Genomic DNA, 26,332 nt, shown 5'->3' with positions numbered 1-26,332 from the left:
ACTACCTGATCGTTTCTTCCTTGATCCACTTTGCAATGAGAGTTAGTGCTCTTGGAGCCATGGTTTGTTCTATTTCTGAGTATTCAGTTAACGCGCCAGTGGTGCTTTCTTGAAAGAGATGATTAAGCCCTTCAAAGGCTACTGTTCTTGTGCGCTCGTTATTACTAGCAGCAAAAGCTTCTTTTATAGCTTCTAGATTCTCTTCATAAGGAACTTGTAAATCCTTTTTACCATTCATTGCGAGAATAGGAGTTTTGACTTTACTTAAATATGTACTTGGCTTCGTTCTTAGTAGACTTATGATCTCGGGAGTAGTGATTTGATTTGTGATGGATTCCACTTGCTGTGCGGGTACATTAGGACCAAGTTTGTTAAGTAAGGCTGCATTTACTTCGTTTTTTAGGTCTCTATGATTTTCTGGAGCATTTACAATGATCTCATAAGCACGTCCTATGATTTCTAGTCCTTGTTGTATTTGAGCTTCTGGTACATTAAGTAACCGTTCTAGCGCTGCTTTTTGTGAGAGCATGAGTTGGTCACCATCTATTCCAGGTCCTGCGAGCATGACTGTAAAATCTACATCATCATTAGTTGCCGCAATTTGCGGAGCGATAATCCCTCCGATGCTATGACCTATAAACCCAAATTTAGACTCCTTGAGATAAGAACGCTTTTTAAGATACTCAAGTGCAGCCGTGGCATCTCTCGTAAACTCTGGGATACCTGCAGTTTTAAAAGTTCCTGTAGATGCACCCACGCCGCGCTCGTCGTATCTAAAAACGGCAATCCCTTGTCTGGTGAGATAATCTGCAAGGACGTAGTATAACTGGTGGCCAAACATATCTCCATCTCTATTCTGCGGGCCGCTACCACTTATGATAATTGCTACGGGAGGATTTTTTATATAATCAGGAAGTGTGAGTGTACCGCTAAGTTCGATATCGTCCTCCTTATTTTTAAAAACGAGTTCTTTTGTGGTGTAGTTAAAGGGAGCCTTCGGTTGTTGTGGTCTGTTTAATGTAATCACACCACGCTCGAGGTTGAGTGCTACGGGAAAGTTATTCTGGATAATATTACCCGTAAAGCGATCATTCTCAAAAGCACCTTTGTAGATGATATTAAAATCTGGAAAAGTCGCGACGAGTGTGTCATTTGTAAACGTAGTAGTTGCTGCTTTTCCTGCCATCAGTCCTTGGCTTGGGATATCCATTGTGGTGGCAAGAGCGCTATTTTCTTCTTGAATGTGAAAAGCAAAGTCTAGCTTTTTTCCTTGAAAGTTTACGGTGCCTGTCCAGTCTCCTGTAATTTCTTGTGAGTAGGAGGTAAGCGTGATTAAAAAACCTAGGATGAGTGTAAATAAAGCTTTCATAATGTACTAGTAAAGAATATATAGAATACTAAGATACTTGTAAATGTATGGATTGAGGGTAAAGTGTTCAAATTTTGGCGAAAGCCTAACAAAAAGAAACCCGAGGCTTGCGCTCTCGGGAATCTAACCAACCAAAGTTGTCTATGGCTGTTGTATCATACGTTACTTCTTAAAACTTAGTAGAAGTTGGCGTTTTTTTAATTTTATAAGTCACTGTCGTTACAGAGTCATCATCATTGTTATACTCTTCAGAGACCATATTTCCATCCTCATCAAAGTAGCTTACAGAAATACCGTTTGCCGTTTTGAGTAAGTACACGTCACCTTTTGCAAGTTGGCGCATTGTCCCGTACTCAGATGTATTATTCTCACGAGTTCTCATGATCGTATATCCATCTTCAGATTCTTCAAGTTGAAACTCAGAGTCATTATAAGTATACGTTACCTCACGTTTTACAACAGTATTTCCTCGCTGTAACGTTTGGTTTAATTTTCCTTCCTCTGTAGGATCTAGTTGTGTAGGCGTTACTGTAGATACCTTTTCTGTTTTGTATACAGTCTCGTTACCTAGTGAAGATTTTACAGTCGTTCTTGTCGTTGTCGTTTCTTCAATCGTTTCTTGTGCTATTGCTGCTGTGATTGTAAAAAGCGCTGCACATACTGTATATATTAACTTCTTCATGTTGTCTTGTTTTGGTTCTGTACAAAAGTACTTATGCAATCCCTCTATGATGCTTAAGGGTATGGTAATGCTTTGCTAAGTCTTTGCCAAAGTTTATGTAGCAACCTCCTCTTTCTCTTAAAATATCACAACTTTCGGTTGTTTATATAAGCTTGGTCTGGCAGTCGGTAGATCTATAAATAAGAATTATCTTTGCATCCTGAAAAAAGAGTGGAAAGGTATTTTTTCCGCTTTCGCGAAAGCGTACTATTAATACACATTATTTTATGAAAGCTGGAATCGTAGGATTACCTAACGTAGGGAAGTCAACCCTTTTTAACTGTCTGTCTAATGCCAAAGCGCAAAGTGCAAACTACCCGTTTTGTACTATAGAGCCTAACGTAGGTGTGGTAAATGTACCAGATGAACGTCTGTCAAAACTTGAAGAGCTTGTAAAGCCCGAGCGTGTTGTCCCTGCTACGGTAGAGATTGTAGATATCGCAGGTCTTGTAAAAGGAGCAAGTAAAGGAGAAGGACTAGGAAATCAATTTCTAGGAAACATACGTGAGACAGATGCCATTATACACGTACTACGTTGTTTTGACAACGATAACATTGTACACGTAGATGGAAGTGTAGATCCTATAAGAGATAAGGAAACGATAGATATAGAGCTACAGCTTAAAGATCTTGAGACTACAGATAAGAAACTTGAAAAAGTAAAACGCGCTGCTCGTACTGGTAATAAAGAAGCACAAGCAGAAGAGGCAGTACTTTTAAAAATAAAATCTTCACTAGAAGCAGGAATCTCTATACGAGCTATTGATATAGATGAGGATACGAGAGAAGAGTATGTAAAGCCATTACAATTTATTACAGACAAGCCAGTAATGTACGTGTGTAACGTAGATGAAGGAGCTGCTGTAAATGGTAATGAGTACGTAACAAAGGTACGTGAGGCTGTAAAAGAAGAAAATGCAGAGGTAGTAGTACTTGCTGTAGGTACAGAAGCAGATATTACAGAGCTAGATGATTATGAAGAGCGCCAGATGTTTCTTGCAGATATAGGTCTTGAAGAGCCAGGAAGTGCTGTCTTAATACGTGGAGCATACAAGTTATTAAACCAGCAAACGTACTTTACAGCAGGTGTAAAGGAAGTACGCGCATGGACGGTAAACATAGGAGCAACTGGACCACAAGCTGCAGGAGTAATCCACACAGACTTTGAGAAAGGCTTTATACGTGCAGAAGTAATACAATATGAAGATTTTGTAACCTACGGTAGTGAGTCAAAAGTACGCGAGGCTGGAAAGCTAGCAGTACAAGGAAAAGAATACATCGTTAAGGATGGAGATGTAATGCATTTCTTATTTAACGTATAAGTACAAGCATCACTAAGTAAAAAGCCTCACTGTGAAAACAGTGAGGCTTTTTTTATGATGGTTATTTGATGGTTAATCAAGTATAATAAAAGATCGTAAAAGACGTGATAGCTTATCTGATGTAGTAGATTGTATAGAGTGTACTTTGAGATACGCTTTGATCTCATCTAGCTGCTCTCTATTTTCAATGGTTTGAAAACGTGAGTTATATTCTTCAAAAAGTGATTTAGGACTTTCTTTATTAATTACCTCAAACACGCTGTGGTGACGCGTATCATGTTTGATCTTAGTAGTGTATAAGTTGGTAAGATAATCTTTGTCACCTTCTAGCACTTGAAAGAAGTTACCAAATGAGTGTAGCAAGATACCGCGCACACCACGCTCATTATTGCGCTCATTAGTATGATCAAAGATTTCTTGAATTTCTTCTTCAGATAGATCCTCAGAGGCTTTACTAAAGTAACAGATGGTGTACACAGATTTCATAACTAGGGATCTTGCGGCAAATATAAATATATTATGATAATTGTTTAACTCTTTTTAGAACTAGAGGGACGTTATTGAAATTTTGATGAACAGAAATGTTTGGGTTTTCTTACTGTTGTGTGCTTACTGTTGTGAAACATCTCTCTAAATCTCTCTTCGAAGAGAGACTTCATTTTTGTTCCCCTTGCGGGGAATTTTTTTTGGTTGTTGTGTGCTTACTGTTGTTGCTTACTGTTGTGAAACATCTCTCTAAATCTCTCTTCGAAGAGAGACTTCATTTTTTCTTTCTCTTGCGGGAAAGGTTTTTTTACTGTTTTGTTCTTGCTGTTGTTGCTTACTGTTGTGAAACATCTCTCTAAATCTCTCTTCGAAGAGAGACTTCATTTTCTTCCCCTTGCGGGGAAGTGGTGTTGGGCTGTGGTGGTTTTTCTTTTCTGTTGTTGCTCACTGTTGTGAAACATCTCTCTAAATCTCTCTTCGAAGAGGGACTTTATTTTTCTTTCCCTTGCGGGGAATTTTTTTTGGTTGGGTTAGGATGTTAGGTGTTAAGGGAAGGTGTGATTATATTTTTTTTTTTTGTGCTAAAAGTGCTCGGGTAGTGGGAGTTATGTGGTTGATTGAAAAAAACTACAAAAAAGTGTTGTTGTAAAGGAAAAAGCACTGTATATTTGCACCCGCAATCAAGCAGATAGCTTGATGAGGCACTCTAGGAGAATTGGCAGAGTGGTCGAATGCGGCAGTCTTGAAAACTGTTGAGGGTCACACCTCCGGGGGTTCGAATCCCTCATTCTCCGCAAAAGAAACCCGCAACGTTGTTGCGGGTTTTTTGTTTTATAACCATACGTCAAGCTCCGCTTGAAAGTAGGGGTAGAAAACAAAAAACCCAACGAGCATAGCTCGTTGAAGGTTTCATGCTTGCCCAGGATTCCCCCTTGGGATCACCGCAGGTAATCCCTTTCTAATTTTCACCAATTAATTATTTGTAATCTCCGCTTGAAAGTAGGGGTAGAAAACAAAAAGCCCAACGAGCTGTGCTCGTTGAAGGTTTCATGCTTGCCCAGGATTCCTCTTCTGGGATCACCGCAGATAATCCATTTCTAATTTTCACCAATTAATTATTTGTAATCTCCGCTTGTAAGTAGGGGTAGAAAACAAAAAAACCCAACGAGCACCGCTCGTTGAAGGTTTCATGCTTGCCCAGGATTCCCCTCTGGGATCACCGCAGGTAATCCCTTTTTCTATTTGTCATCAATTGTTATTAGTCAAGCAAGCTTGGTAGGCGAAGGGATAAAACAAAAAAACCAACGAGCACCGCTCGTTAAGGGTTTCATGCTTGCCCAGGATTCCCTTCTGGGATCACCGCAGGTAATCCTTTTTTATCTAATTATTTAGCTGGTGCAATGATATTTAGCTATCAATTATTTGATTGATAGTTACTTTTAATAAGTCTAAACTTTCAGTAAGAATTTGACGATCAATATTTGCCGACAAAATTTCATCACTACTGCGCTGTACAAGCAGTAGTGATAATTGCTCTCTTATAAATAGACGAACGTCTTTATGGGTGTTTTTTATTTCAGAAACAATGTCGCTATTATTTAATAATACGTAAAGTATATCTTCAATATCGTGACTGGTGCGGTAATCTGTACCTCTGCTATTAAATGCTTCAAACTTAGTAGCTATAAATATCGATGGACTAAAAATTTGAATCGCTTGCGTGTTGACTTTTGCTTTGTGGATGTCCTTAAAGCCATATGCATACCATTTGTTATTACCATTTACAGGGTTATCAATACCATCTGGAACTATATCTACAGGTACTCCTTTAAATATTTTACGCATAATAGAGGTGCTTACTGGGTCTGGATAAAATTTTTGATCCCGTAATTGCTCTTCTATTTTTATCCAATCACTATAATTCTTAACTTTAATAGTAACATCTATATCTTCAGTTACTCTTATTTCATTAATTGCGTGATTATCTGCGTATAAACTCACCACTGCACCGCCTACAAACACCGCTGTCTCCTTAAGTTCCTCAAGTCCAATAGCTACTTACTCAATTGCTTCTCTATTTTTTTCCTGACTTATCATTTATAGTACCAATAATTTCGTACCATCATTAGTGCTTTTAGCATCAAAAAATAAACGTTCTAAGGCTTTAATAGCCATAGCTTTTTCCCTTGCCCTGCCTACGCGTAAAGTATCTACTAAGGCTAACAATTCATATAAGATTGCGTCACTTTCTACCGCCTTTATAACCGATGGATAAAGAGGTTCTATAGCTTGTCCTCTTAAAGTACCACGGGCTGAGGGCCACACATAATGCTCATTACTCACAATCTGAGAGTTAAGCGGTAGTGCAGAATGTGCTGTTGGTATTCCTTTAACTAATGACCCGGGTTTCTGCGGAAATACATAGGTAATACCACTCTTTAAAAAGTCGAGTAGTGCCAGTTTAAATACCTTCTTTCCAGAAGGGTCAATCAGGCCCGCATATTTTGAACGTACAATAGATTTACTCACCTCAGACTGGCTAATGCCTAATGTGTGTGCCAAATCTAGCTGCTGCCATTTTTCATTATTTATGGCAATAATCTTTAATAAGATCACAATGTCTTGCGGACTCATTATTTGTTGTTTATACTTCATAACTTATTATTCCATATTCGAATATGCAATAATAATGAATATATAATTAAAATTCAATAAGTTAATACATCATATTCCATATTCGAATATAGAATACGTTACCTAAGCTATGCTACTACCGCCTACCAAGTACCGCCTACCAACTACCGCCTACCGACTAATTAAGCACCTCCTTATTCACCCCTTTTCTATAGCAGCGTTCTTCACCTAGGTATAGCGGATTACCGTGTTTTTCTGACCAGAAGCCTTCTAGTAGATCTTTGGTGATGCATTGATAGACTACGACACCTTTGTAGATAGTCTCGTCTTCGCCCTCATAATTAAAATTAATCACCAGAATATTATTCTTGAAGAAGCCAGTTCCTTGTTGGCGCTGATCAGCACTTATTAGCCAAGTAGCAACAATTCTCTTATGCTGATCTAGGGCTAGTGTTAGTTCGCCCTCATAGCCAGCTGCATCTGCACTTTGGTTGCTTCCTATGATGGTGTATGTGCCTGCTAGGTCTTCTATGGTCATTGGGGTGGGTTAGGTTTGATGGTGAAAAGTAGTTATAATTCTGTTCTTGGAAGATAATACTTATTAAATGTATGAATTGAGTGTAAATTAGGGTGGTTTTGTGCTGGGTTAGAGTTTGTTTTTGAGTTCCATCTAGTAAGTTTCTGGTTAAAGCCTATTTAAGTTGTTTTTCTTACACAGTTTATAATAATCTTCTTACAAAATATGTATCTTGAATTATCAAACTCATCATCAATCATCAATGAATAAAAAGAACCTTACTGAACGGGATATTTGTACTAAATTCATCAATCCCGCTCTTCAAAATGCAGGGTGGAATATGCGTACGCAAGTAAGAGAAGAAGTTTCTTTTACGGATGGTAGAATCATTGTACAAGGTAAAATGTACACTCGAGGAAAAAGTAAAAGAGCAGATTATATCCTTTATTACAAGTCTAACATTCCTATTGCGATTATTGAAGCAAAAGACAACAAGAAAGCAGTTGGTCATGGAATGCAGCAAGCTTTGGAGTATTCAGAAATACTACAAATTCCCTTTGTATTTACTTCAAATGGAGATTCTTTTGTTTTTCATGATAAAACAGATACCTCAGGATCTTTAGAACAAGAAATCTCATTGGATGATTTCCCTTCTCCAGAAGTTCTATGGATTAAGTATTTAAAACACCAAAGTCTAGACACACCACAAGCGCAAGAAATTGTTGAGAAAGATTATTATGCAGACGATAGCGGTATGTCACCTAGATATTACCAACAAAATGCGGTTAACAGAACTATAGAAGCTGTTGCAAAAGGTCAAGATAGGATTATCTTAGTGATGGCTACAGGAACTGGTAAAACCTACACCGCTTTTAACATCATATGGCGCCTTTGGAAAACTGGTGTTAAAAAGCGTATCCTTTTTTTAGCCGATAGAAATGCGTTATTAACGCAAACTAAAAATGGTGATTTTTCACCATTTGGTAATGATATCATGCACATTATCAAGAATCGGAAAATTGATAAATCATATCAGATTTATTTTGCGCTTTATCAAGGGCTTACTAGTAACGACGAAGATAAGAATGCTTACAAAGAATTCAGTCCAGATTTTTTTGATTTAATAGTGATTGACGAGTGTCATAGAGGCTCTGCTTCTGAAGCTTCTGCTTGGAGAGATGTGTTGGATTATTTTACAGCAGCAACTCAAGTAGGTTTAACGGCTACTCCTAAAGAAACTAAAGATGTTTCTAATATGGAATATTTTGGAGAACCCGTGTATACGTATTCTCTAAAACAAGGAATAGATGATGGTTTCTTAGCTCCATATAAAGTAGTGCGTATTACCACTAATGTTGACGAAGGCTGGAGACCTACAGCTGGTTTGCTCGATAAGTACGGTAACGAAGTAGAAGACCGTATTTATAATTTAAAAGATTACGATAGAACATTAGCCATCGATGAGCGTACAGCATTGGTTGCAAAAAAAATCACAGAATACCTTAAAGCAACAGATCGATATGCAAAAACGATTGTCTTTTGCGTAGACATAGATCATGCTAATAGAATGCGTCAAGCGCTAATTAATGAAAACGCAGACCTCGTTGCAAAAAACTGGAATTACTGTGTGAAAATCACTGGAGATGATGAGGTAGGTAAGCAAGAGCTAGACAATTTTACAGATGTAGAGGAAACCTTTCCTGTAATTGCTACCACCTCAAAAATGTTGACGACTGGTATTGATACCAAAATGGTAAAGTTTATTGTTCTAGAATCTAATATCAATTCTGTAACAGAATTTAAACAAATCATAGGTAGGGGAACACGTATTAGAGAAGCAGAGGGAAAAGTCTATTTTACGATAATGGATTTTAGAAAGGCAACTAATATTTTTGCAAGACCAGATTTTGATGGTGACCCTGTTCAGATTTATGAGCCAAAGCCAGGTGAACCGGTTGTCCCACCAGATGAAAATGAGGAAACTCCACAAGATGTAAGCCAACCAGAAAGTTTAGGTGGTTTTCAACCTACACAACCTAATGTGAATATTGATGAGGGAGGAGAAGTTATACGTAAGTATTTTGTAAATCAGATTCCTGTTTCTGTAGTAAATGAGCGAGTACAGTATTATGGTAAAGACGGAAAACTAATAACAGAATCTCTAAAAGATTATTCTAAAAAAAATATAACCGAAGAGTTTGCCTCACTTGATGATTTTATCCAGCGATGGAATAATGCAGAAAAGAAAGAGGAACTTATAAAAGAACTCGCAGAACATGGTGTATTATTGGAAGCTTTACGTGAGGATGTAGGGCGAGATTTAGACGATTTTGACTTAATTTGCCACATCGCATTTGATCAACCAGCTTTAACAAGACAGGAACGAGCTAACAATGTGCGCAAGCGCAATTACTTCACAAAATACAGCGAGACCGCACAAAAGGTGTTGAATAGTTTATTAGATAAGTATGAGCAAGAAGGAATTGTGTCTATAGAACAAGGCTCTGTTCTTAAAGTACAACCCCTTAACCAGATAGGCTCGGCGGTAGAGTTAGTGAGAGCTTTTGGAAAAAAGAAAGACTTTGACCAAGCTATTAAAGATTTAGAAAACGAAATTTATAATATAGCCTAATGTTTAAACATACAGATTTGCAATGGGTTCGTAATGTAAAACGTGAAGGTGGAGAAAATTGGGCTTACTTTGATGATGACCGTGAAGAAATTATTTTAAATTGGTCTTCGTCATATATTAACCAGCCTACACATGCAATGATTCCAAAAATTGGTGATATTGTTGTGCTTTTTCAAAAAGTAAATATAGATGGTCAGATATATTTTACACACTTATTAACTCCTGTAGACAATATTGAATTGGACTGTATTCAAACTACACCCAAACATCGTTGGGGTAGGAAAATGAAATTGTTGGCAAAAACTAATCAACTAATTAAACCATCAAATTTTAATCTAAATGCCGTAAATCAAGGACATACGTATTCTATTCAATTATTAGATAAAGATGTAGCAAAAGATGACATTCAAAAAATAATATGGGACGCATTTAGACCTTTTTTTCGAGAAGATGTTTATCATAAATATCTGCTAGAAATAGATAATAATCTAATAGATGATGATTTAGGTGATTCAGGAAGTGAAGAAGGAAAATGGCTTTATGCCATGCATCGCATAAGAGAAAGAGATAAAGGTTTAGTTCAAAGAAAGAAAGCATCAGTTGAAAACCCAACGTGTGAGTGCTGTAATTTCGATTTTGCAAGTACCTATCCAAATTTAGGTGGTGGTTTTATAGAGTGTCATCACAGAATCCCTATTAATCAAGGTGAGAGAATAACAAGATTGGAAGATTTAGCACTTGTTTGTGCAAATTGTCATAGAATGCTACATAGAAAAAATAATAAAAACGAATTTTACTCTGTAGAAGAGTTAAAACAAATCATAGCTTAATGAGCAACATAACAACAAACATAAAAGGCATACGCGATATTATGCGTAAAGACACAGGAGTAGATGGAGATGCACAACGCATCTCGCAAATGGTCTGGATGCTTTTTATGAAGATTTTTGCAGATAAAGAAGAAGAATGGGAAATCACCATAGATGATTACCAATCGCCTATTCCTGAAAATCTAAAGTGGCAAACCTGGGCGGCAGACGATGAAGGCCTTACAGGTGATGCCCTTATGGAGTTTATAGAAAACGAGCTGTTTCCTACTTTAAAAGACTTGGACATTACCATAAGCCCACAAGCAAAAATTATACGTGCCGTTTTTGATGATACGTATAACTTTATGAAAAACGGAACACTCTTCCGTCAGGTAATTAATGTCATCAATGAGATTGATTTTAATAGCACTACAGAGCGTCATCTATTTAATGATATTTACGAGACCATATTAAAAGACCTACAGTCTGCTGGTTCTTCTGGTGAGTATTACACGCCTAGAGCCGTGACACAGTTTATGGTAGATATGATAGACCCAAAGTTAGGAGAAAGCGTTTTAGATCCAGCTTGTGGTACTGGAGGCTTCTTAACCTGTACTATTGATGCAGTACGTAGCCAAGTAAAAACACCTAAAGATAGAGACATATTACAACAGTCCATACGTGGTATAGAAAAGAAACCACTACCGCATTTGCTATGTACCACAAATTTAATGCTACACGGTTTTGACTTGCCAGTAGTGCGCAGAGATAATCTACTCAGTAAACCCTATGCAGATTGGGGCGCAAAAGACAAGCTCGACATCATACTTTCTAATCCGCCTTTTGGTGGAGTAGAAGAAGATGGTACAGAAACCAACTTCCCAAAAAAGTTTAGAACTAAAGAAACGGCAGATTTATTTCTTGCCCTCATCATTAAGCTCTTAAAAGATAAAGGGCGTTGCGCCATTGTATTACCAGACGGCACCTTGTTTGGCGAAGGGATGAAAACACGCCTTAAAGAAGAGCTACTCGATAAATGTAACCTACATACCATAGTTCGCTTACCTAATGGCGTTTTTAACCCATACACAGGTATTAAAACCAACTTGTTGTTTTTTGAAAAAGGTACGCCTACTAAAGAAGTATGGTATTATGAACACCAATATCCAAAAGGTGCCAAAAGCTATAATAAAACCAAACCTATAAATATCAAAGAGTTTGATGTAGAAAAAAAATGGTGGAACAAACGTGTAGAAAATGAATATGCTTGGAAAGTTTCTATAGAAGAGATTAAGAAGCGCGGTTATAATCTTGATATCAAAAACCCACATCAAGAAGCAGATAATCTAGAAAGTCCAGAAGTTATTTTAGAAAAGTATCGAGCTACAGAAACTAAAATCTCTTCCATACAAGACAAAATCATAGACGTATTAACAGAAGCATTAAAATAGACTCATTGTAAGTACGCTTTCGCGAAAGCAAAAAAATAAAAAATGAGCGTCAGTTCGAGCACAGTCGAAAACAATGTCAGCTCAAGGGCACTCAGTACCAGTGTCAGCTCGAGCACAGTCGAGAGCTAAGTCAAGTAATCACTGTCAAGGACAATGAAATTTCAATCACAGTCAAGAACAATGTCAGTTCGAGCGCAGTCGAGAACGATTTATAGTCGAGAACAATTTAATGTCAAGAACAACCTAAGCAAGCCACCTCTTAACCATATGCAACTACTACAACACTTTAAAGAATTAACCCTACGTCCTAAAAACGCGCAAGAATTAAAAGGCTTGATTTTACAATTGGCAATACAAGGTAAATTGACAGCAAATTGGCGTAAAGAAAATCAAGATATAGAGACTGCTTCGGAATTATTGAATAAAATCAAAAAAGAAAAGGAACAACTTGTTAAGGATAAGAAAATAAGAAAAGAGAAGGTTCTTCCTGTTATTGAAAAACATGAAATCCCATTCAAAAGTCCATCCAAATGGGGATGGTATAGGCTTAGAGATGTTGGATTAACAATGACTGGAGGAACGCCTTCTAAGTCTAACTCAAACTTTTTTGGAGATGACATACCTTTCTTAAAGCCTGGTGATATAAAAGATTGGAAAGTAAATTATGAAAACGAAGGACTTTCACTTTTGGGGCAAGAAAAACTAGGACGAACAGCAATTTCAGGTTCTGTTTTAATGGTCTGTCTTGGAACAATTGGGAAATGTGCAATTATTAATAGAGACTGTTCGTTTAATCAACAAATTAATTCGATAACACCATTATTAATTTCTTCTCATTATTTACTAAACTGTCTTTCTTCAAAATATTTTTATGATACTGCTTGGGAAAAATCAACAAGTACAACAATTGCATTATTAAATAAAGGGAAATGGGAGAGTATTCCAATCCCACTTCCACCACTAGAAGAACAAAAAGAAATCGTAAACGTAGTAGAAACCCTTTTTAAAGAAGTAGAACAATTAGAGCAATTAACGGTTGCGCGTAATGGTTTAAAGGAAGATTTTGTTACATCTGCATTACAACAACTCACCGCCAATAACGCAAACCAAGAGTGGATAAACCTACGAGACCATTTTAAAAGCTTCTTTAATGAAACCACAAACATTAAAAAGCTACGAGAAACCATTTTACAATTAGCCGTACAAGGAAAACTGACTCGAGCTTTTCGCGAGAGTCATCCCGAATTTGTTTCGGGATCGCATCACGCCAGCCAACTCTTAAAACGCATCCAAGAAGAGAAAGCACAACTTGTAAAAGACAAAAAAATAAAAAAGGAAAAAGCCTTGCCAGCAATTACGGAAGATGAAATTCCTTACGAACTTCCTGATGGTTGGATTTGGTGTAGGATGATTGAATTGTGTCAATACATTACTGATGGTACTCATCAAACACCAAAATACACAGAAGAAGGCAGAATGTTTCTTTCAGCTAAAAATGTAAAGCCTTTTAAGTTTATGCCAGAAAAGCATCGATTTGTTTCTGAGGAAGATTTTGAAGGTTATAGAAGAAATAGAAAACCAGAATTAAATGACATTTTGCTTACTCGAGTTGGAGCTGGAATTGGAGAAGCTACATTAATTGACCAAGATTTAGAATTTGCTATTTATGTTAGTGTTGGATTATTGAAAATGTTCCCTTACAAATTAGAACCTAATTATATCGTTATGTGGTTAAACTCACCAGAAGGGAGACAGTATTCTTCAAAAAACACTTACGGAAAAGGTGTTTCTCAAGGTAATTTAAACTTGTCATTAATTAGACAATTTGTTGTTTCACTTCCACCTTTAGAAGAACAAAAAGCCATTGTAGAAAAAGTTAATACTTTAATGGGTTTATGTGATGCGCTAGCGCAAGAAGTGCAACAAAGCCAGCAACATAGCGAGATGATGATGCAAAGTGTTTTGAAGGAGGTTTTTGAACCAAATAATTTGAATGAATTATGAGGTTAAAGGAAATACACATAAAAGGAACTTATAAGAACCTACAGGATTTTAAAGTCTCATTTGAAGGAGATAATTTTTTAGAAGTATTTGTAGGTAAAAACGGTACAGGTAAATCTAATTTCTTTGAGGCTATTTTAGAAATTTTTAAGCATTTATCAGAAGCGGATTACCCTATACCTTTTAATTATTCGGTTACTTATGAGATTGATGACGAAATCATTTATCTAGAATGGAGAGATGTTGAATGGATTAACAAAGAAGAGCAGGATATTACTCCTGATAAATCAAAACTTCCTGAGAATATTTTGGTCTATTATTCTGGTCATAATAAAACTATAGGGAATTTATTAAGAACTTCTAATGAAAAGCATAAAGCTCTTTTAGATAGTAAAAGAACTAATGCAAATCTATTAAGTGATGTTACTAGATGCTTTACTGGGATTGATAATCAATACAAAACATTATTGATGAGTGTTATTCTTCTTCAAGAAGACACCAATAAAGCAAAGATATTTATTCAAGAAAAATTAGACATTCTTACAATTGGTAATGAAATCAGATTAGATTTTAGACGTCCAAGTTATGCAAGTAATAAAAGTAAATTTGAATTTGATGAGTATGATGAAAACAAAAGGTTTTGGTCTCCAGAAGGATATTTTAAAACACTCTTGACTAAAATTTGGAAAGTTGATAAGTATTCAATATTTGGCATTAGAGATGAAGGAAATATAAACGATGATGAATACAGACTTTATAGAGGTTTTACAAATTTTAAAGAAGCATTTAATTTATACTCACCTTTAGAATTATTTATTGCTTTTGATAATTTAAAAACTATTGGTTACTTAGAAGATATAAAAATTGATGTAACACTAACATCTGGTAAAACAATAAAAATTGACCAATTTAGTGATGGTCAGTTTCAATCCATTTACATCTATGCATTAACAGAGTTATTTAAAGATAAAAACTGCATAACGCTTTTAGACGAGCCAGATTCTTTTTTACATCCAGAATGGCAACATAAGTTTCTAAATCAAGTGAACGAGATTAGTGATGCTTCTGCTAAAACTAATCACGTTTTAATGAGCAGTCATAGTGGCATAACCTTGATTCCTTTCGAAAAAGAAAGAGTTAAATATTTTGATTTTAAAGCAGATGGATCAACAAACAACTATCCACTGATTAAAAGAATTGCAATAGAAAAATTAAGCAATAGTTTGATTGGGTATAACGAACAAGAGCAGATTCTAAGTATTGTTAATACAATTCAAATAGAAAATAAGCCTGTATTATTTACAGAAGGTAAAACTGACCCTATAATAATTAAAGAAGCTTGGAATAAACTTTATCCAGAAGACGAAATTCCTTTCATTCCTTTTTACGCTTTTGGCCATAAATTTGTTGCTCAAATAATGCAAGATCCTGAAGTTATTAATGATATGAATGGGTTGCCAATATTTGGTTTATTTGATTTTGATAAAGGATTCAATACTTGGAATGGTTTTTCAATTAATAATATTGAAACGGATATTCACAAGGGGTTGGTGAAACAGATAAAATCAATAGAAGGTAATCCGCCGAAAGAAGTTTTTGCTATTATGCTTCCTACTCCAGTAGATTTAGAAATTACTAAACAAGTAATCAACCCAGTAAACGGAAATCATTGGGGAGATAGGTCTTTAATGGCAATTGAGCATCTATTTATGCATCATCCAAATTTAACTGATTCATTTATTACAGATGAAAGTAGGCCTGATAGGTTTAAAAAATTCACTGGTAGTAAAGTTAGATTTGCAAAAGACATAGTTCCTAGCATTGAAAAAGAATATTTTGAAGTTCTAGAGCCAATGTTTGAGTTTATTATTGATAAAATTGAAATTATATGATAGGGTTTAAGTTGTTAGCGATTCGTCCATTAATAGATTGTGATACAAGATTTAGTAAAAACCTTAATAGAGGACAGATTTTTAAGTTTTATCAAGAGTATCAGTTTTTAGATACAGCTGGTAATGAAATTCAATTTAACTCTTTAAATAAAAACAACGATGTAGCTGAAATTAAAACCCCAGAAGATCAACTTGATTTATACTCTCCAATTAATTCGGACTTAGAAATTAATATTTCAGCAATTGTTGGTAAAAATGGAAGCGGAAAAAGTACGTTGATAGAATTGTTATTCGTATCAGCTTATTTATTAGCATTGGATAGAGAAATTTTAGAAAACAGTATTCATGAAGATGAATGGACAATAAATAAAACAGATAGAAAAAAAGGAATTTATAAATCTCAATCAAGGACTAAAGAGCGGATTACCATATTAAATGAAAAGATTTTAAATGTTTCTAAGAAAGGCAAGCATAATGAAAATTTATCAAAGCTCAAAAAGATGATTTCTAATCTAAATTGGAATGAAAATCACTTAAGATACTTAAGCGATTTGGAACAAGAGATTCCTGAGATAAGAAAAAAACTTAAAGTAGAATTATATTATCAAGTAGGTTGTGATATAATACAAGTAAGCTTTAATAAAAATGGAAATAGCCAATTTAAAATTGTAAATGACTCTAGTGAAACTAATATAAATGTTCTAGAAGATAAGCTTACAGATTATTTCTTTTATTCATTAGTGTTGAATTACTCGCAGTATGCCTTAAATTCAGAAGAAACAGGTGTTTGGATTCAAGAATTATTTCATAAAAATGATGCGTATCAAACTCCAATCGTTATTAATCCAATGCGAACGGGAGGGAATTATGATATCAATACTGAAAATAATTTAGCTCGTCAGCGTTTATTAGCTAATATTTTGGAACCTATAAATAGAGAATCACCAGAAAACAGCATGCGGCAGTTAGCCAGTGGTCATCTTGCAACTAGATTAAAACTAGAAATCAATACTAAAAAGTTTGAAAATGATTTTGGAAAAGTTGAATTATTAGAGAATACATCACACCAAAAAGAATGGAAATTAATAAAAGATTTTTTTTCATTAGAGAGTTCTACAAGAACTAAAACTGATTACGATAAATACGCGCGACAATATATTATTAATAAATTAATAAGTATGTCTGATAAATATTCTCAGTATGATGAATTTTGTGACGGTAATGAAATTTTAAATATAGAGGATTATTTAGATGCTTTAAATAATGATTGTTCTCATATAACATATAAATTTTTTCAAGCTATTAATTTTCTAAAATATAATTATGCTAAAGATTTAGTGGTGAACAATGAGATCAACGACAGATATAATAATGTTATCAATTTGTCTAAGTTTATCAAAGATCATAGTAATGGAGAAGAATTAATACACTGCATTCCTCCTCCAATCTTTAAAACAGAAATTTATTTTGACGATTACGATGAGCACAATTCTTTAAAAAGATTAAGTTCGGGAGAAAAACAATATATATATTCTATTAGTTCTATAATGTATCACTTACGATATCTAAACTCAGTAGATAATGGTAAAGTTTCTTATAAATACCAATATATTAATCTAATCTTCGACGAAATAGAACTGTATTATCACCCAGAATTGCAACGTAGTTTTATTAATGATTTATTAGAAGCAATTAAAAGGTGTAATCTTAATGATATTAAAAGTATCAATTGCATTTTTGTTACACATTCGCCTTTCATCCTTTCGGATATACCTGTTACAAATGTTTTAAAATTAGAAGATGGAAGCGTAAATAATACATTGGGAGAAACATTTGCTGCAAACATTCATGATTTATTGGCTAGTAACTTTTTTTTAGAAAATGGTTCTATGGGCATATTTGCAAAGAAAAAAATAGAAAGAGTTATTGATTGGATTAATTTGAATAAAAAAAATATTGAAGAAGGCAAAGATTATGATAGAGAAGGAGCGGTCAGAGTAAAAAAAATAATTAAGCTTGTAGAGGAACCAGTGCTTAGGAATAAGTTAACCGAAATGATTAGTGAGATTGAAGTAGATGAAAGTTTTATTAATGATATGATTAATAAACAAACAAAATACCTAAGAGATATTTTAAATAGGCATAAATGATTTTTTTAGATCCATACGCTCCACATATACTAAAGGCTAAAGAAAAGCATTTAGAAAAACTATTTCCAAAAGTTAGAGATAGAGTTAATGATTTACCAGCAGGTGAGTTGAAGTCGTTTCTTAGTGAGTCAAAAATAAAGAGTATAATCGTAGATGTACCCAATGATTTATTTAATCATCACTTAGCACTTATTAATGCGATTCCAAATCTAAGTGTAGCGGAATGGCAGGAATATTTAATAATTAAAAAAAAACGTGCAAAAAATAGAAATGCTCGTGAAATAATTATTTTTGAGAGATACAAAAATTTTATTTCTGAATTAAATAATATTTTTAAATACAAGGGAGGATTTGCAATAAAAAAAACAAAGTACTCCACTTATGATTTAGCAGAAATTTTAAATGTACATACTTGTGTTTATTGTAATAGGGTTTATACCAAGACAGTCATCAATCCAAATAAAATTACAAGACCAGAATTTGATCATTGGTATCCAAAAGAATCATATCCATTACTAGCTTTGTCCTTTTATAATTTAATACCTAGTTGCCATATATGTAATAGTAGTGTGAAGGGCTCAATAGAGATGAATACTAATGATTTTTTACATCCTTATATAAAAGAGCAACTCAATATGAAGTTTAGTTATTGGATTGAAAGTTTAAATAAATATAAGTTTCAAATAAAGAGAATAGCAAATTCAAAAGAGGATAATACTATCAATGCTTTTAAACTTGAAGAAATGTATGAAACACATACAGATGAGATTCATGATTTAGTACATTTGAGAAAACTTTATTCGGTAGATTATCTCATCAAGCTAAGAGGGTTGTTGTCCAAAGTGGATCAAAAAATCTCAAATGAGGAGATATACAGACTGGCATTTGGCACTTCATTTAATGAAAAAGATTTTCAAAAAAGGCCTTTGAGTAGGATGAAACGTGATATTTTGGAAGAATTAGGAATGTTACCTCGCTAAACTATAAGATTTTAAATAATTAATTTAGCACATTAACCTGATAGTTAGTAATTATTGTTCATTTGAAATAATATCTATTATGATAATTTACAAACATATTATAAATAAGTAAACAATTGAATCTTGTTAATTGGGCTTTTGGGTATCACTCACTCACAGCGCCCCAAATACAACTCCACCGCTTTCTTATACTTTATCGCACCCTTCATACTCAGGTCATTAATAAAATTATCTAGCTCAGGGTGATTGCGGGCGGTCCAGGCTACTAGGGAGTCGCGTTCTTGTTGCCACACATACCAGTTTACATCGATGCAGGTGATTTCTTCTAGCGTAGTGATCTTGCCATCATGTAGGTAAATTTTATGGCTGCAGGTGAGTGGGTTGTTCTTTAAAAATTCAAAACGCAGTGAGCTCACCGCTACCGTAGCGATTACTTGCGCGTTGTCATTTTCTATGGAAACCACCTCGTAGGAGGGCTTAAATATGGAATCCCATTTGAAGTGCTCGTAGTAACTTTCTTTGTCAAAAGGCATCACATAATCTCCCGCTGTGATGGTGATGCTATCGCTTATCAAGCTGCTTATTTCTTGGTAGTTTCCTTCGGCAACGGCCTTGTAGTAGGCTGCGACGGTTTCTTGTGAGGTCGCTTCTTTCTGTGTGCATCCCGTGAGTATGCAGAGTAAGGTGAGGAGGAGTAGGGTATATTTCATGGCGTGTGATTATATGAATACTGCCCTAAATATACCATCTTTTATAGTGCCGTAGCTTGCAAATGAGGTGCTGTTTGTGAGGTGTTTATGGTACGCTTTCGCGAAAGCGTGAAAACTCCACACACCATTAGTCTACATATATTAAAGGCTTGCATAAAAATAAGCCTTCACTAGCGTTGGGGGAACTAGGAAGGCTTACAGTCATTGGGTAAAGAGCAAGGTGTTGCTACCTGCTAACCACAATAAAATCTGAACGTCTATTTTCTAAATACTGCACCTCTGTACAGCTATCGTCTGCCTCATCACAAATGTATATGGGCCTAGACTCACCAAATCCTTTGGCGCTCTCAATGCGCGAACTCGTGATACCATTTTTAATCAAATAGTCGCGGGTAGAGATGGCTCTGTTTTCTGATAAGCAAAGCTTTTTGTTTATGAAATGTTTTTTAAAATCTGCTGTGTTGTGGTGATTAAGTGGATGCGTTTTTGCTCACTGTAGGCATCTGTATGTGCCCTGCCAAAGCTTCCTTTGTCATTATCAAAATAATCACCGCTATGACTCGCATAGCTAGGGTTTGTAGCGAGGTCTTGTAAAATAATAGCTCCTTTATCTGCTGGTGACCAGTGGTGACCGTAGGCCTCTTTTACCATATTTGTATTAAGTAAAGAACCTGGGTTTACAGGGATAACCGTAAGTGCTGGCTCTTGTAACGCGAGGTAAAAGCTCCACATTAATAAAGCAAGCTTGCTCTGTGCGTAGGTCTCCTGCTGGCTCTCTTCTTTAGTACCTGCTAGCACGCTATCTATTACAGATGACTGTGCTGCAGAGCTCAAGTTGATAATGCGCGTGTGCTCGCCTTTTTTAAGGAGATCGAGTAGGGAAGTGGTGAGCAGGTAAGGCGCTATATAATTTACCGCCATACGCATATCAAGCCCATCTGCTGTAAACAGCTCGCGGCTTTTAAAAACTCCTGCGTTATTTATGAGTACATCTAGCGTTGTGAGTTTTTCTTTTACCTCACTAGCCATAGCACGCACTGCTGCCATACTAGAAAAATCTGCGATAAAACCGTCTATGTGTTCATTGTTAGATTCGGCTTTTATGGTGGCGATGGTCTCTGCTACTTTTGTGGCATTACGACCGTGTATGTACAGGGTATGTCCCTGTTTTGCTAGCTGTAGGGCGGCTAGTTTACCTATGCCGTCAGTACTTCCAGTGATTAATATGGTCTTGCTCATTCCTATATGTTTATGTTGATGAAAACTGGCAATAGTTGTACTGCCAGTTCTTTTAATTTTATTCTTGTTCTAAGATAATAATTACGGCTGCGTTTCTTAAAACGGTGCAGCGGTATCTTTAGGACCATCAGGTAAACTCCATCGCTGGCGAGCGGTTACACTTTCTAAAGCAACATCTTTAATGGTGTCGCTGTTGCTAGTATTTCCGTAGCTACTTTTACTACCGCGTGGTATTTGCATACGATCTCCATATAACCACACTACTAAATTACTGCGTTGCCCGCTTGTAATGGGGTGCGTTGCGTGGGGCACATTCCCTCTATGGATGATTGCTTTACCCGGCTCAAAAATAGCTTGTACCGTTTTTCCTGAAGCTTTATCATAAAAATCAACCTCAGATCCCGTAAACTTCTCATCTGGTAAGTTGATATTGATATTCAAGGTAGCTGCAGAGGCATCGGTATGTGCGTGTAAATCCTTGTCCTTGTCTGGATTGTACTGTATTGAAAAACCAAAAGTCTGATTGTCATAACCGTAAGTTCCTAATAATAAACGGGCTATTGGGCGCATAAAACGGTCCATCATATCATTATAAAAGGCCTGAAAATTAGGTGCTGCCAGATGACCTTCAGAACGAGGGTCTAACATCATTCCATAACGGTTTAATTGTATACCATAAGGTGCACGTTTTGGCACTCCTGAGTTTGCTACGGCTTCTAGATAGTTACGAAAATCTGCTAAACGATCTAGATCAAAAAACTGTGCTACATAAACACCAGGTATAATTTCTTCCCATAAATCTGCTACAGCAGATTCTTTTTCTGGGTTTTCCCAAGCGTCTTTAATTGCTTTACGTAATCTTGGGTCTAGCAAGGTTTCGTCAGGAGCTAATACATCATCTTTGTTTTCTATTTCCCATTCTGCCCAAGCAGCTTCTAGTACTTTGCGATTTTTGTTCCAAAATTGAGAAACAGATGGATCGCGTCTTAATGATAATTCTCGTGATGGTACTTCTAAAGCACGAGCTTCTGCAAGTGCATTTGTATGTTCTATGGTACTCATAATTATATGTTTTACGTATAGCTACTGCTATTATATTTTAAATTTATAACAGAACTACGCACAAATGGCTGGTGGCTTTGGTAATTAAAATGGGGGGTGCTATGAAAAGCAAAGTTTTGTATTTTTTAGACCTTAAACACCTATAAAACAGATGTTTAAGGTTTAAGGTGCTGCCATGATAAGCCTATGGATGAGGTCTTAGTTAGTTACAACTACTTTACCTATTGCTTTACCACTCTCTAGTCTTGCATAAGCATCACCTACATTATCCAGCGCAAATGTGCTGTCTACTAGAGGTACAAGTGCTTTGTCTAGGGCTATGTTGCTTAGCTCTTTTAAAATCGCTCCGTGCTCTTCTCGCTTATAGTTGTGTAACATAGGGATGAGCATAAACACAACGTGTAGTGATAATCCTTTAAAGTGTGCTGGAGTAAGATCTAGGTTGCACATAGATACTGTAGTAGCAATTTGTGCATTAAGTGCTGCTGCCTCAAAAGACTTTGTAAGGTTATCTGCACCTACGGTATCATAAATAAGGTCAAAACCTGCACCATCTGTATATTTTGCTACATATGATTCAACCGTTTCTTCTTTATAGTTAATTGCCGTTGCTCCATATCCTTCTATAATCTTTTGCTGCTCTGGTCCTCCACAAGTAGCATATACATCTGCCCCAAAGTGAATAGCTAGTTGTACCGCTACGTGGCCTACACCTCCAGATCCACCTTGTACAAGTACCTTTTGTCCTTTTTTAATCCCTGCACGCATTAACCCCTCATAAGCAGTAATTGCTACAAGTGGTAGTGATGCCGCCTCTGTCATAGATAAGTTGGCAGCTTTGTGAGCAATAAGTTTACTGTCTGCAACGATATATTCGGCTAGCGTACCTTGTAAGTCGGCAAGTCCACCTACACAACCGTACACTTCGTCGCCTACTTTAAAGTCATGTACACCTTCACCTACTGCTTCTATCACTCCTGCAAAGTCCATTCCTAATATAGCTGGTGCTGCTGGTGATAGCGGTAGGTCTGATCCCATCTTGCGTATCATGGTATCTACCGTGTTCACACTAGAGGCTGCAATCTTGATACTCACGTGACCTGAAGTTACTGCTGGTTTTGCTACTTCGCTTGCTGTGAATGCGGCATTCTCACCGTATTCGTTGATAATCATTGCTTTCATATATGCTTTCTTTTATAGTTTGTTGTTTTCTTTGATGATACAAAGGTAGTGGGATAGGTCGCTAGTCTATTTGTATATAAAATGGTTAATTAGGTATAAATAGAGGTTATTAAGTGTGTTATGATAATTTTAATGCTATAAAACCCTAAATTTGTCCCTAAATCATACTACTATGCAAGTATTAGAAGCTTATAAACCTTTTGAAATACAAGAAATGGAGTTATCTGAGTGGAAACAACGCCCAGTTAAAAACAACTTTTTTGAACTTGTGCTTATAGAAAGTGGAGAGGGTACGCAGTGTATTAATTACAACCTCTACGATTATAAAAAGGATAGTATCTTTTTACTACCTCCCTTAAAGTGTCACTCTTTTAATATAGAGAAGCGCACAAAATTTGTCTTTTTAAAGTTTACCAATTCGTTTTTTAAAAGCTCTAATAAGATGACCCTAGATAAGTCTGAGTGGTTTAAAGAAGCCGCCTACATCTTATCTAACTATAACCAGCTGCCTGGCGATATCATTAAAAGTGATGCAGATAGGGAGCATCTCAAACAGCTTACGGCAATTATTTTAAGAGAGACTAGAAACTATGGAGAGGTCTCTGTATCGCTTATCTCAAGTCTTATGGTAAGTATCTTAGAAGTGATTATTAGAAATATAAAAAAAGGGAGTCACTATGAGATTGTAAATACAACAAGTGATGATAGAGCAACAAATATGCTCACCTACATAAACGAGAACATTGCAAAAAGTGAACTGCTTAAAGTAGATAGACTTGCAGAAACATTTATGATGTCTGCAACCTACGTAAGTGAGTTTTTTAGAAAACAGGTAGGGATGTCCTTGCGTGAGTATATTATGAAAGCCAAACTTAGACTAGTAGAGATACGTCTTCTCAACTCAGATTTCACCCTCACTGAAATCGCAGATGAGCTAGGCTTTACAGACGTAAGTCACCTTTCAAAAACATTTAAACGCTATACAGGTACTTCTGTAAGAGAGTTTAAAAACGCAGGGGAGTATATGCTACTTAAAAGAGCCTCTTGTGGTGTGAGTGCTTAAGACTTACTCGTTTGTTATAACCAATCAAATATTTATGTATGAGTGGTACGCTTTCGCGAAAGCGTGAAAACTCCACACACCATTAGTCTGCAGCTATTAAAGGCTTGCATAAAAATAAGCCTTCACTAGCGTTGGGGGAACTAGGAAGGCTTACAGTCATTGGGTAAAGAGCAAGGTGTGCTACCTGCTAACCACAATAAAATCTGAACGTCTATTTTCTAAATACTGCACCTCTGTACAGCTATCGTCTGCCTCATCACAAATGTGTATGGGCCTTGATTCACCAAATCCTTTTGCGCTCTCAATGCGCGAACTCGTGATACCATTTTGAATCAAATAGTCACGGGTAGAGATGGCTCTGTTTTCTGATAAGGTTTGATTATATGACGCTCCACCACGTTGATCTGTGTGGGATTCTATCTTGATGATGAGCGCAGGATATTCGTTCATAATATCAATAATGCGCTGGAGTTGTTGTGCGGCAAATATGTTAATCGCATAACGGTTAGACTCAAAATTAATAGGGTTGATTTTAATCTTTTCTATCTCACCATCTGTAACAAAAATATCTGAAAGGTTAGCCAATTTAAAATCTACAAAGTTAATAAGCCCATTAGGCTCTGTGCCTGTGTTTAAGTCCAGCTCATCTTTTGAGTAGCCTATTTTTGATGCCTTGATATTGTATTTGATATTGCAACCCATCTGTAAGGTGTAGGTTCCTGCAGTGTCGGTAAGTGTTTCGGCTACTTGCTTATTGTTAATATCATAAGCGATGATAGTCACTGCTGGTAATGGTGCGCCTGTTTGTGAGTCTGTAACGGTTCCTTCTAAGGTCTGGAAGCACTCGCCGCGATCATATACAAAGGAGTAAATATCATCGTCGCCTTTGCCGCCTTCTCTGTTTGAGCTAAAATATCCTTCATTTTTAGTGTTACTTGCCACATAAGCAAAGTCGTCTGCATTGCTGTTAATCCCAAGTCCGAGGTTGCGGGCATTACTGTAAATGCCGTCTCTAAGCTGCGCTTTGTAAATATCAAGGCCGCCAAAACCTACGTGACCCTTAGAGGCAAAATAGAGTTCTTTGTTTTTTACAAAAGGGAAAAAGTCATCATATGGTGTGTTTATCGCATCACCTAGATTGCGAGGTGTGGAGAGTGAGCCATCTGCTCGTATGTCACACACATAAATATCTGCACGGCCATAACCACCTGGCATGTCTGATACAAAATACAGCTGACTACCATTTGTAGTTACAAAAGGCTGCCCTATGGAATAGCCATTACCATTAATGGGAAGTTCCTCCTTGTCAAATTTGTCTTTATTAATCTGCACGCAGTAGAGCTTAAAGAAGTTTCTCTTGTTTTTTGTATAAATCTTACGCGATCCAGATTGTGCACTTGAAGCATAGACCAGCGTTTGATCATTATTATAAAAAGTAGCCGTGGCGTCGTGATACTGGGTTTCTAGCTCTTCATTAAAAAGCTTAACATTTGAGTAGGTGCCAGTACTATCTATCGTGGCTTCATAAAGCGATAGGTAAGGGGTGTTATCTCTTTTGTAGATTTTATTTTCTTCATCATTGCGAGCCGTTGAGAATACTAGTTTATTCTTATACAAGGATCCGCCAAAATCTGCATAGCTAGAGTTAATATCAAGATTTGTAATCTGATAGAGCGTGTCATTTGCTAAAATGTCATTAAACCTAGACTTTTCTTCATAGTATCTGTTGAGCTCTTTGTCTTTTTTGGATAGTTTTAAATAGCCTACATAAAAATCATCTGCCGTATCATACTTTTTTAAGAAGCGTAGTACATCAAAATACTGCCAGATATGTGCAGGCTCCATCGTGTATCCTAGTGCGTCAAAGGTTTTCTTGTAAGCAATCTCTGCACGTTCATAATTCTTAAGGTTATAATGCGTGTCTGCAATATGCTGCCAGGTGGTAGGCGCTATCTTCTCTGAGTCATTGAGGTGCTCATCATAAAGTACTGCAGCATCTGCATACATATGTCTGTCATAAAGCTCATTTGCTTTTTTTAAATCATTTTGTGCATAACTAGAACATACACACATCATGAATAAAATATATAGTGATTTCTTCATAGTGGTTTG

Annotated in this window: 21 protein-coding genes and 1 tRNA gene; 10 read left to right on the top strand and 12 right to left on the bottom strand. The window is 36.1% G+C overall.

What is annotated here, in order from left to right; all coding sequences use genetic code 11:
* Position 1: 1 nt before the first annotated feature.
* Both ACJJVW_RS01220 and ACJJVW_RS01215 read right to left on the bottom strand, forming a co-directional pair.
* Entirely contained in the window at positions 2 to 1,369 is a 1,368-nt protein-coding gene (locus ACJJVW_RS01220) for an alpha/beta hydrolase family protein (RefSeq protein WP_405250485.1), read from the bottom strand.
* Positions 1,370 to 1,538: 169 nt separating this feature from the next.
* Positions 1,539 to 2,051, bottom strand: a complete 513-nt coding sequence (locus ACJJVW_RS01215) for a hypothetical protein (RefSeq protein ID WP_405250484.1) — start codon at positions 2,049 to 2,051, stop codon at positions 1,539 to 1,541.
* A gap of 266 nt (positions 2,052 to 2,317) precedes the next feature.
* Between ACJJVW_RS01215 and ychF the strand changes: the two genes are divergently transcribed.
* On the top strand, positions 2,318 to 3,412 hold the full coding sequence (gene ychF, locus ACJJVW_RS01210; protein WP_339848343.1) for a redox-regulated ATPase YchF: 1,095 nt from the start codon (positions 2,318 to 2,320) through the stop codon (positions 3,410 to 3,412).
* A 72-nt stretch (positions 3,413 to 3,484) separates the two neighbouring features.
* Here the strand turns inward: ychF and ACJJVW_RS01205 are convergent, their stop codons facing one another.
* The gene (locus ACJJVW_RS01205) at positions 3,485 to 3,898 is read right to left on the bottom strand and encodes a BLUF domain-containing protein (protein WP_405250482.1); all 414 of its coding nucleotides are present in this window, start codon (positions 3,896 to 3,898) and stop codon (positions 3,485 to 3,487) included.
* Positions 3,899 to 4,607: 709 nt separating this feature from the next.
* Here ACJJVW_RS01205 and ACJJVW_RS01200 point away from each other — a divergent pair.
* Positions 4,608 to 4,692: transfer RNA gene (locus ACJJVW_RS01200), tRNA-Ser, on the top strand.
* 613 nt (positions 4,693 to 5,305) lie between these two features.
* Here ACJJVW_RS01200 and ACJJVW_RS01195 read toward each other — a convergent pair.
* From ACJJVW_RS01195 to ACJJVW_RS01185, 3 genes are all read right to left on the bottom strand, one after another.
* A complete protein-coding gene (locus ACJJVW_RS01195) occupies positions 5,306 to 5,950 on the bottom strand; it encodes a nucleotidyl transferase AbiEii/AbiGii toxin family protein (RefSeq protein ID WP_405253041.1) in 645 nt (214 codons plus the stop codon).
* A 45-nt stretch (positions 5,951 to 5,995) separates the two neighbouring features.
* Positions 5,996 to 6,553 carry a hypothetical protein gene (locus tag ACJJVW_RS01190; RefSeq protein WP_339848270.1) on the bottom strand — a complete coding sequence of 186 codons (558 nt, stop codon included), beginning with the start codon at positions 6,551 to 6,553 and terminating at the stop codon, positions 5,996 to 5,998.
* A 157-nt stretch (positions 6,554 to 6,710) separates the two neighbouring features.
* Positions 6,711 to 7,070: a hypothetical protein gene (locus ACJJVW_RS01185; RefSeq protein WP_405250481.1), complete on the bottom strand. Its 360-nt coding sequence runs from the start codon at positions 7,068 to 7,070 to the stop codon at positions 6,711 to 6,713.
* A gap of 241 nt (positions 7,071 to 7,311) precedes the next feature.
* Between ACJJVW_RS01185 and hsdR the strand changes: the two genes are divergently transcribed.
* The 7 genes from hsdR to ACJJVW_RS01150 all read left to right on the top strand — a co-directional run bounded on the left by hsdR (position 7,312) and on the right by ACJJVW_RS01150 (position 18,964).
* The gene (gene hsdR, locus ACJJVW_RS01180; protein WP_405250479.1) at positions 7,312 to 9,681 is read left to right on the top strand and encodes an EcoAI/FtnUII family type I restriction enzme subunit R; all 2,370 of its coding nucleotides are present in this window, start codon (positions 7,312 to 7,314) and stop codon (positions 9,679 to 9,681) included.
* Entirely contained in the window at positions 9,681 to 10,511 is an 831-nt protein-coding gene (locus tag ACJJVW_RS01175; RefSeq protein ID WP_405250478.1) for an HNH endonuclease, read from the top strand. The genes hsdR and ACJJVW_RS01175 overlap by 1 nt, the downstream gene beginning before the upstream one ends.
* Positions 10,511 to 11,941, top strand: coding sequence for an N-6 DNA methylase (locus tag ACJJVW_RS01170; RefSeq protein ID WP_405250477.1), 1,431 nt, complete (start codon positions 10,511 to 10,513; stop codon positions 11,939 to 11,941). The genes ACJJVW_RS01175 and ACJJVW_RS01170 overlap by 1 nt, the downstream gene beginning before the upstream one ends.
* Before the next feature lie 267 nt (positions 11,942 to 12,208).
* Entirely contained in the window at positions 12,209 to 13,945 is a 1,737-nt protein-coding gene (locus ACJJVW_RS01165; protein ID WP_405250476.1) for a restriction endonuclease subunit S, read from the top strand.
* A complete protein-coding gene (locus ACJJVW_RS01160; protein ID WP_405250475.1) occupies positions 13,942 to 15,834 on the top strand; it encodes an AAA family ATPase in 1,893 nt (630 codons plus the stop codon). The genes ACJJVW_RS01165 and ACJJVW_RS01160 overlap by 4 nt, the downstream gene beginning before the upstream one ends.
* On the top strand, positions 15,831 to 17,984 hold the full coding sequence (locus tag ACJJVW_RS01155; RefSeq protein ID WP_405250474.1) for an AAA family ATPase: 2,154 nt from the start codon (positions 15,831 to 15,833) through the stop codon (positions 17,982 to 17,984). The genes ACJJVW_RS01160 and ACJJVW_RS01155 overlap by 4 nt, the downstream gene beginning before the upstream one ends.
* The gene (locus ACJJVW_RS01150) at positions 17,981 to 18,964 is read left to right on the top strand and encodes a hypothetical protein (protein WP_405250473.1); all 984 of its coding nucleotides are present in this window, start codon (positions 17,981 to 17,983) and stop codon (positions 18,962 to 18,964) included. The genes ACJJVW_RS01155 and ACJJVW_RS01150 overlap by 4 nt, the downstream gene beginning before the upstream one ends.
* Before the next feature lie 149 nt (positions 18,965 to 19,113).
* On the opposite strand, the gene ACJJVW_RS01145 is transcribed toward ACJJVW_RS01150, so the two are convergent.
* From ACJJVW_RS01145 to ACJJVW_RS01125, 5 genes are all read right to left on the bottom strand, one after another.
* Complete coding sequence (locus ACJJVW_RS01145; RefSeq protein WP_405250472.1) at positions 19,114 to 19,674, bottom strand: hypothetical protein; 561 nt, start codon at positions 19,672 to 19,674, stop codon at positions 19,114 to 19,116.
* A gap of 226 nt (positions 19,675 to 19,900) precedes the next feature.
* Positions 19,901 to 20,110 (bottom strand): OmpA family protein, encoded by a 210-nt coding sequence (locus ACJJVW_RS01140; protein WP_405253039.1) that lies wholly within the window; start codon positions 20,108 to 20,110, stop codon positions 19,901 to 19,903.
* Positions 20,107 to 20,913 carry an SDR family NAD(P)-dependent oxidoreductase gene (locus ACJJVW_RS01135; RefSeq protein WP_405250471.1) on the bottom strand — a complete coding sequence of 269 codons (807 nt, stop codon included), beginning with the start codon at positions 20,911 to 20,913 and terminating at the stop codon, positions 20,107 to 20,109. Before ACJJVW_RS01135 ends, ACJJVW_RS01140 begins: the two co-directional genes overlap by 4 nt.
* Before the next feature lie 96 nt (positions 20,914 to 21,009).
* Entirely contained in the window at positions 21,010 to 21,975 is a 966-nt protein-coding gene (locus tag ACJJVW_RS01130; RefSeq protein WP_405250470.1) for a 2OG-Fe(II) oxygenase, read from the bottom strand.
* A gap of 198 nt (positions 21,976 to 22,173) precedes the next feature.
* Positions 22,174 to 23,157 carry a zinc-dependent alcohol dehydrogenase family protein gene (locus ACJJVW_RS01125; RefSeq protein WP_405250469.1) on the bottom strand — a complete coding sequence of 328 codons (984 nt, stop codon included), beginning with the start codon at positions 23,155 to 23,157 and terminating at the stop codon, positions 22,174 to 22,176.
* Positions 23,158 to 23,329: 172 nt separating this feature from the next.
* Here ACJJVW_RS01125 and ACJJVW_RS01120 point away from each other — a divergent pair, with 172 nt between their 5' ends.
* Complete coding sequence (locus ACJJVW_RS01120; protein ID WP_405250468.1) at positions 23,330 to 24,220, top strand: AraC family transcriptional regulator; 891 nt, start codon at positions 23,330 to 23,332, stop codon at positions 24,218 to 24,220.
* Positions 24,221 to 24,400: 180 nt separating this feature from the next.
* Here the strand turns inward: ACJJVW_RS01120 and ACJJVW_RS01115 are convergent, their stop codons facing one another.
* Positions 24,401 to 26,323, bottom strand: a complete 1,923-nt coding sequence (locus ACJJVW_RS01115; protein ID WP_405250467.1) for an OmpA family protein — start codon at positions 26,321 to 26,323, stop codon at positions 24,401 to 24,403.
* Positions 26,324 to 26,332 lie beyond the last annotated feature (9 nt).

It is taken from the genome of Dokdonia sp. Asnod3-C12, from assembly GCF_045063975.1.
Lineage (GTDB): Bacteria > Bacteroidota > Bacteroidia > Flavobacteriales > Flavobacteriaceae > Dokdonia.
The sequence above is the reverse complement of the archived record's forward strand: the minus strand, read 5'-3'. Positions and strand labels throughout refer to the sequence as shown.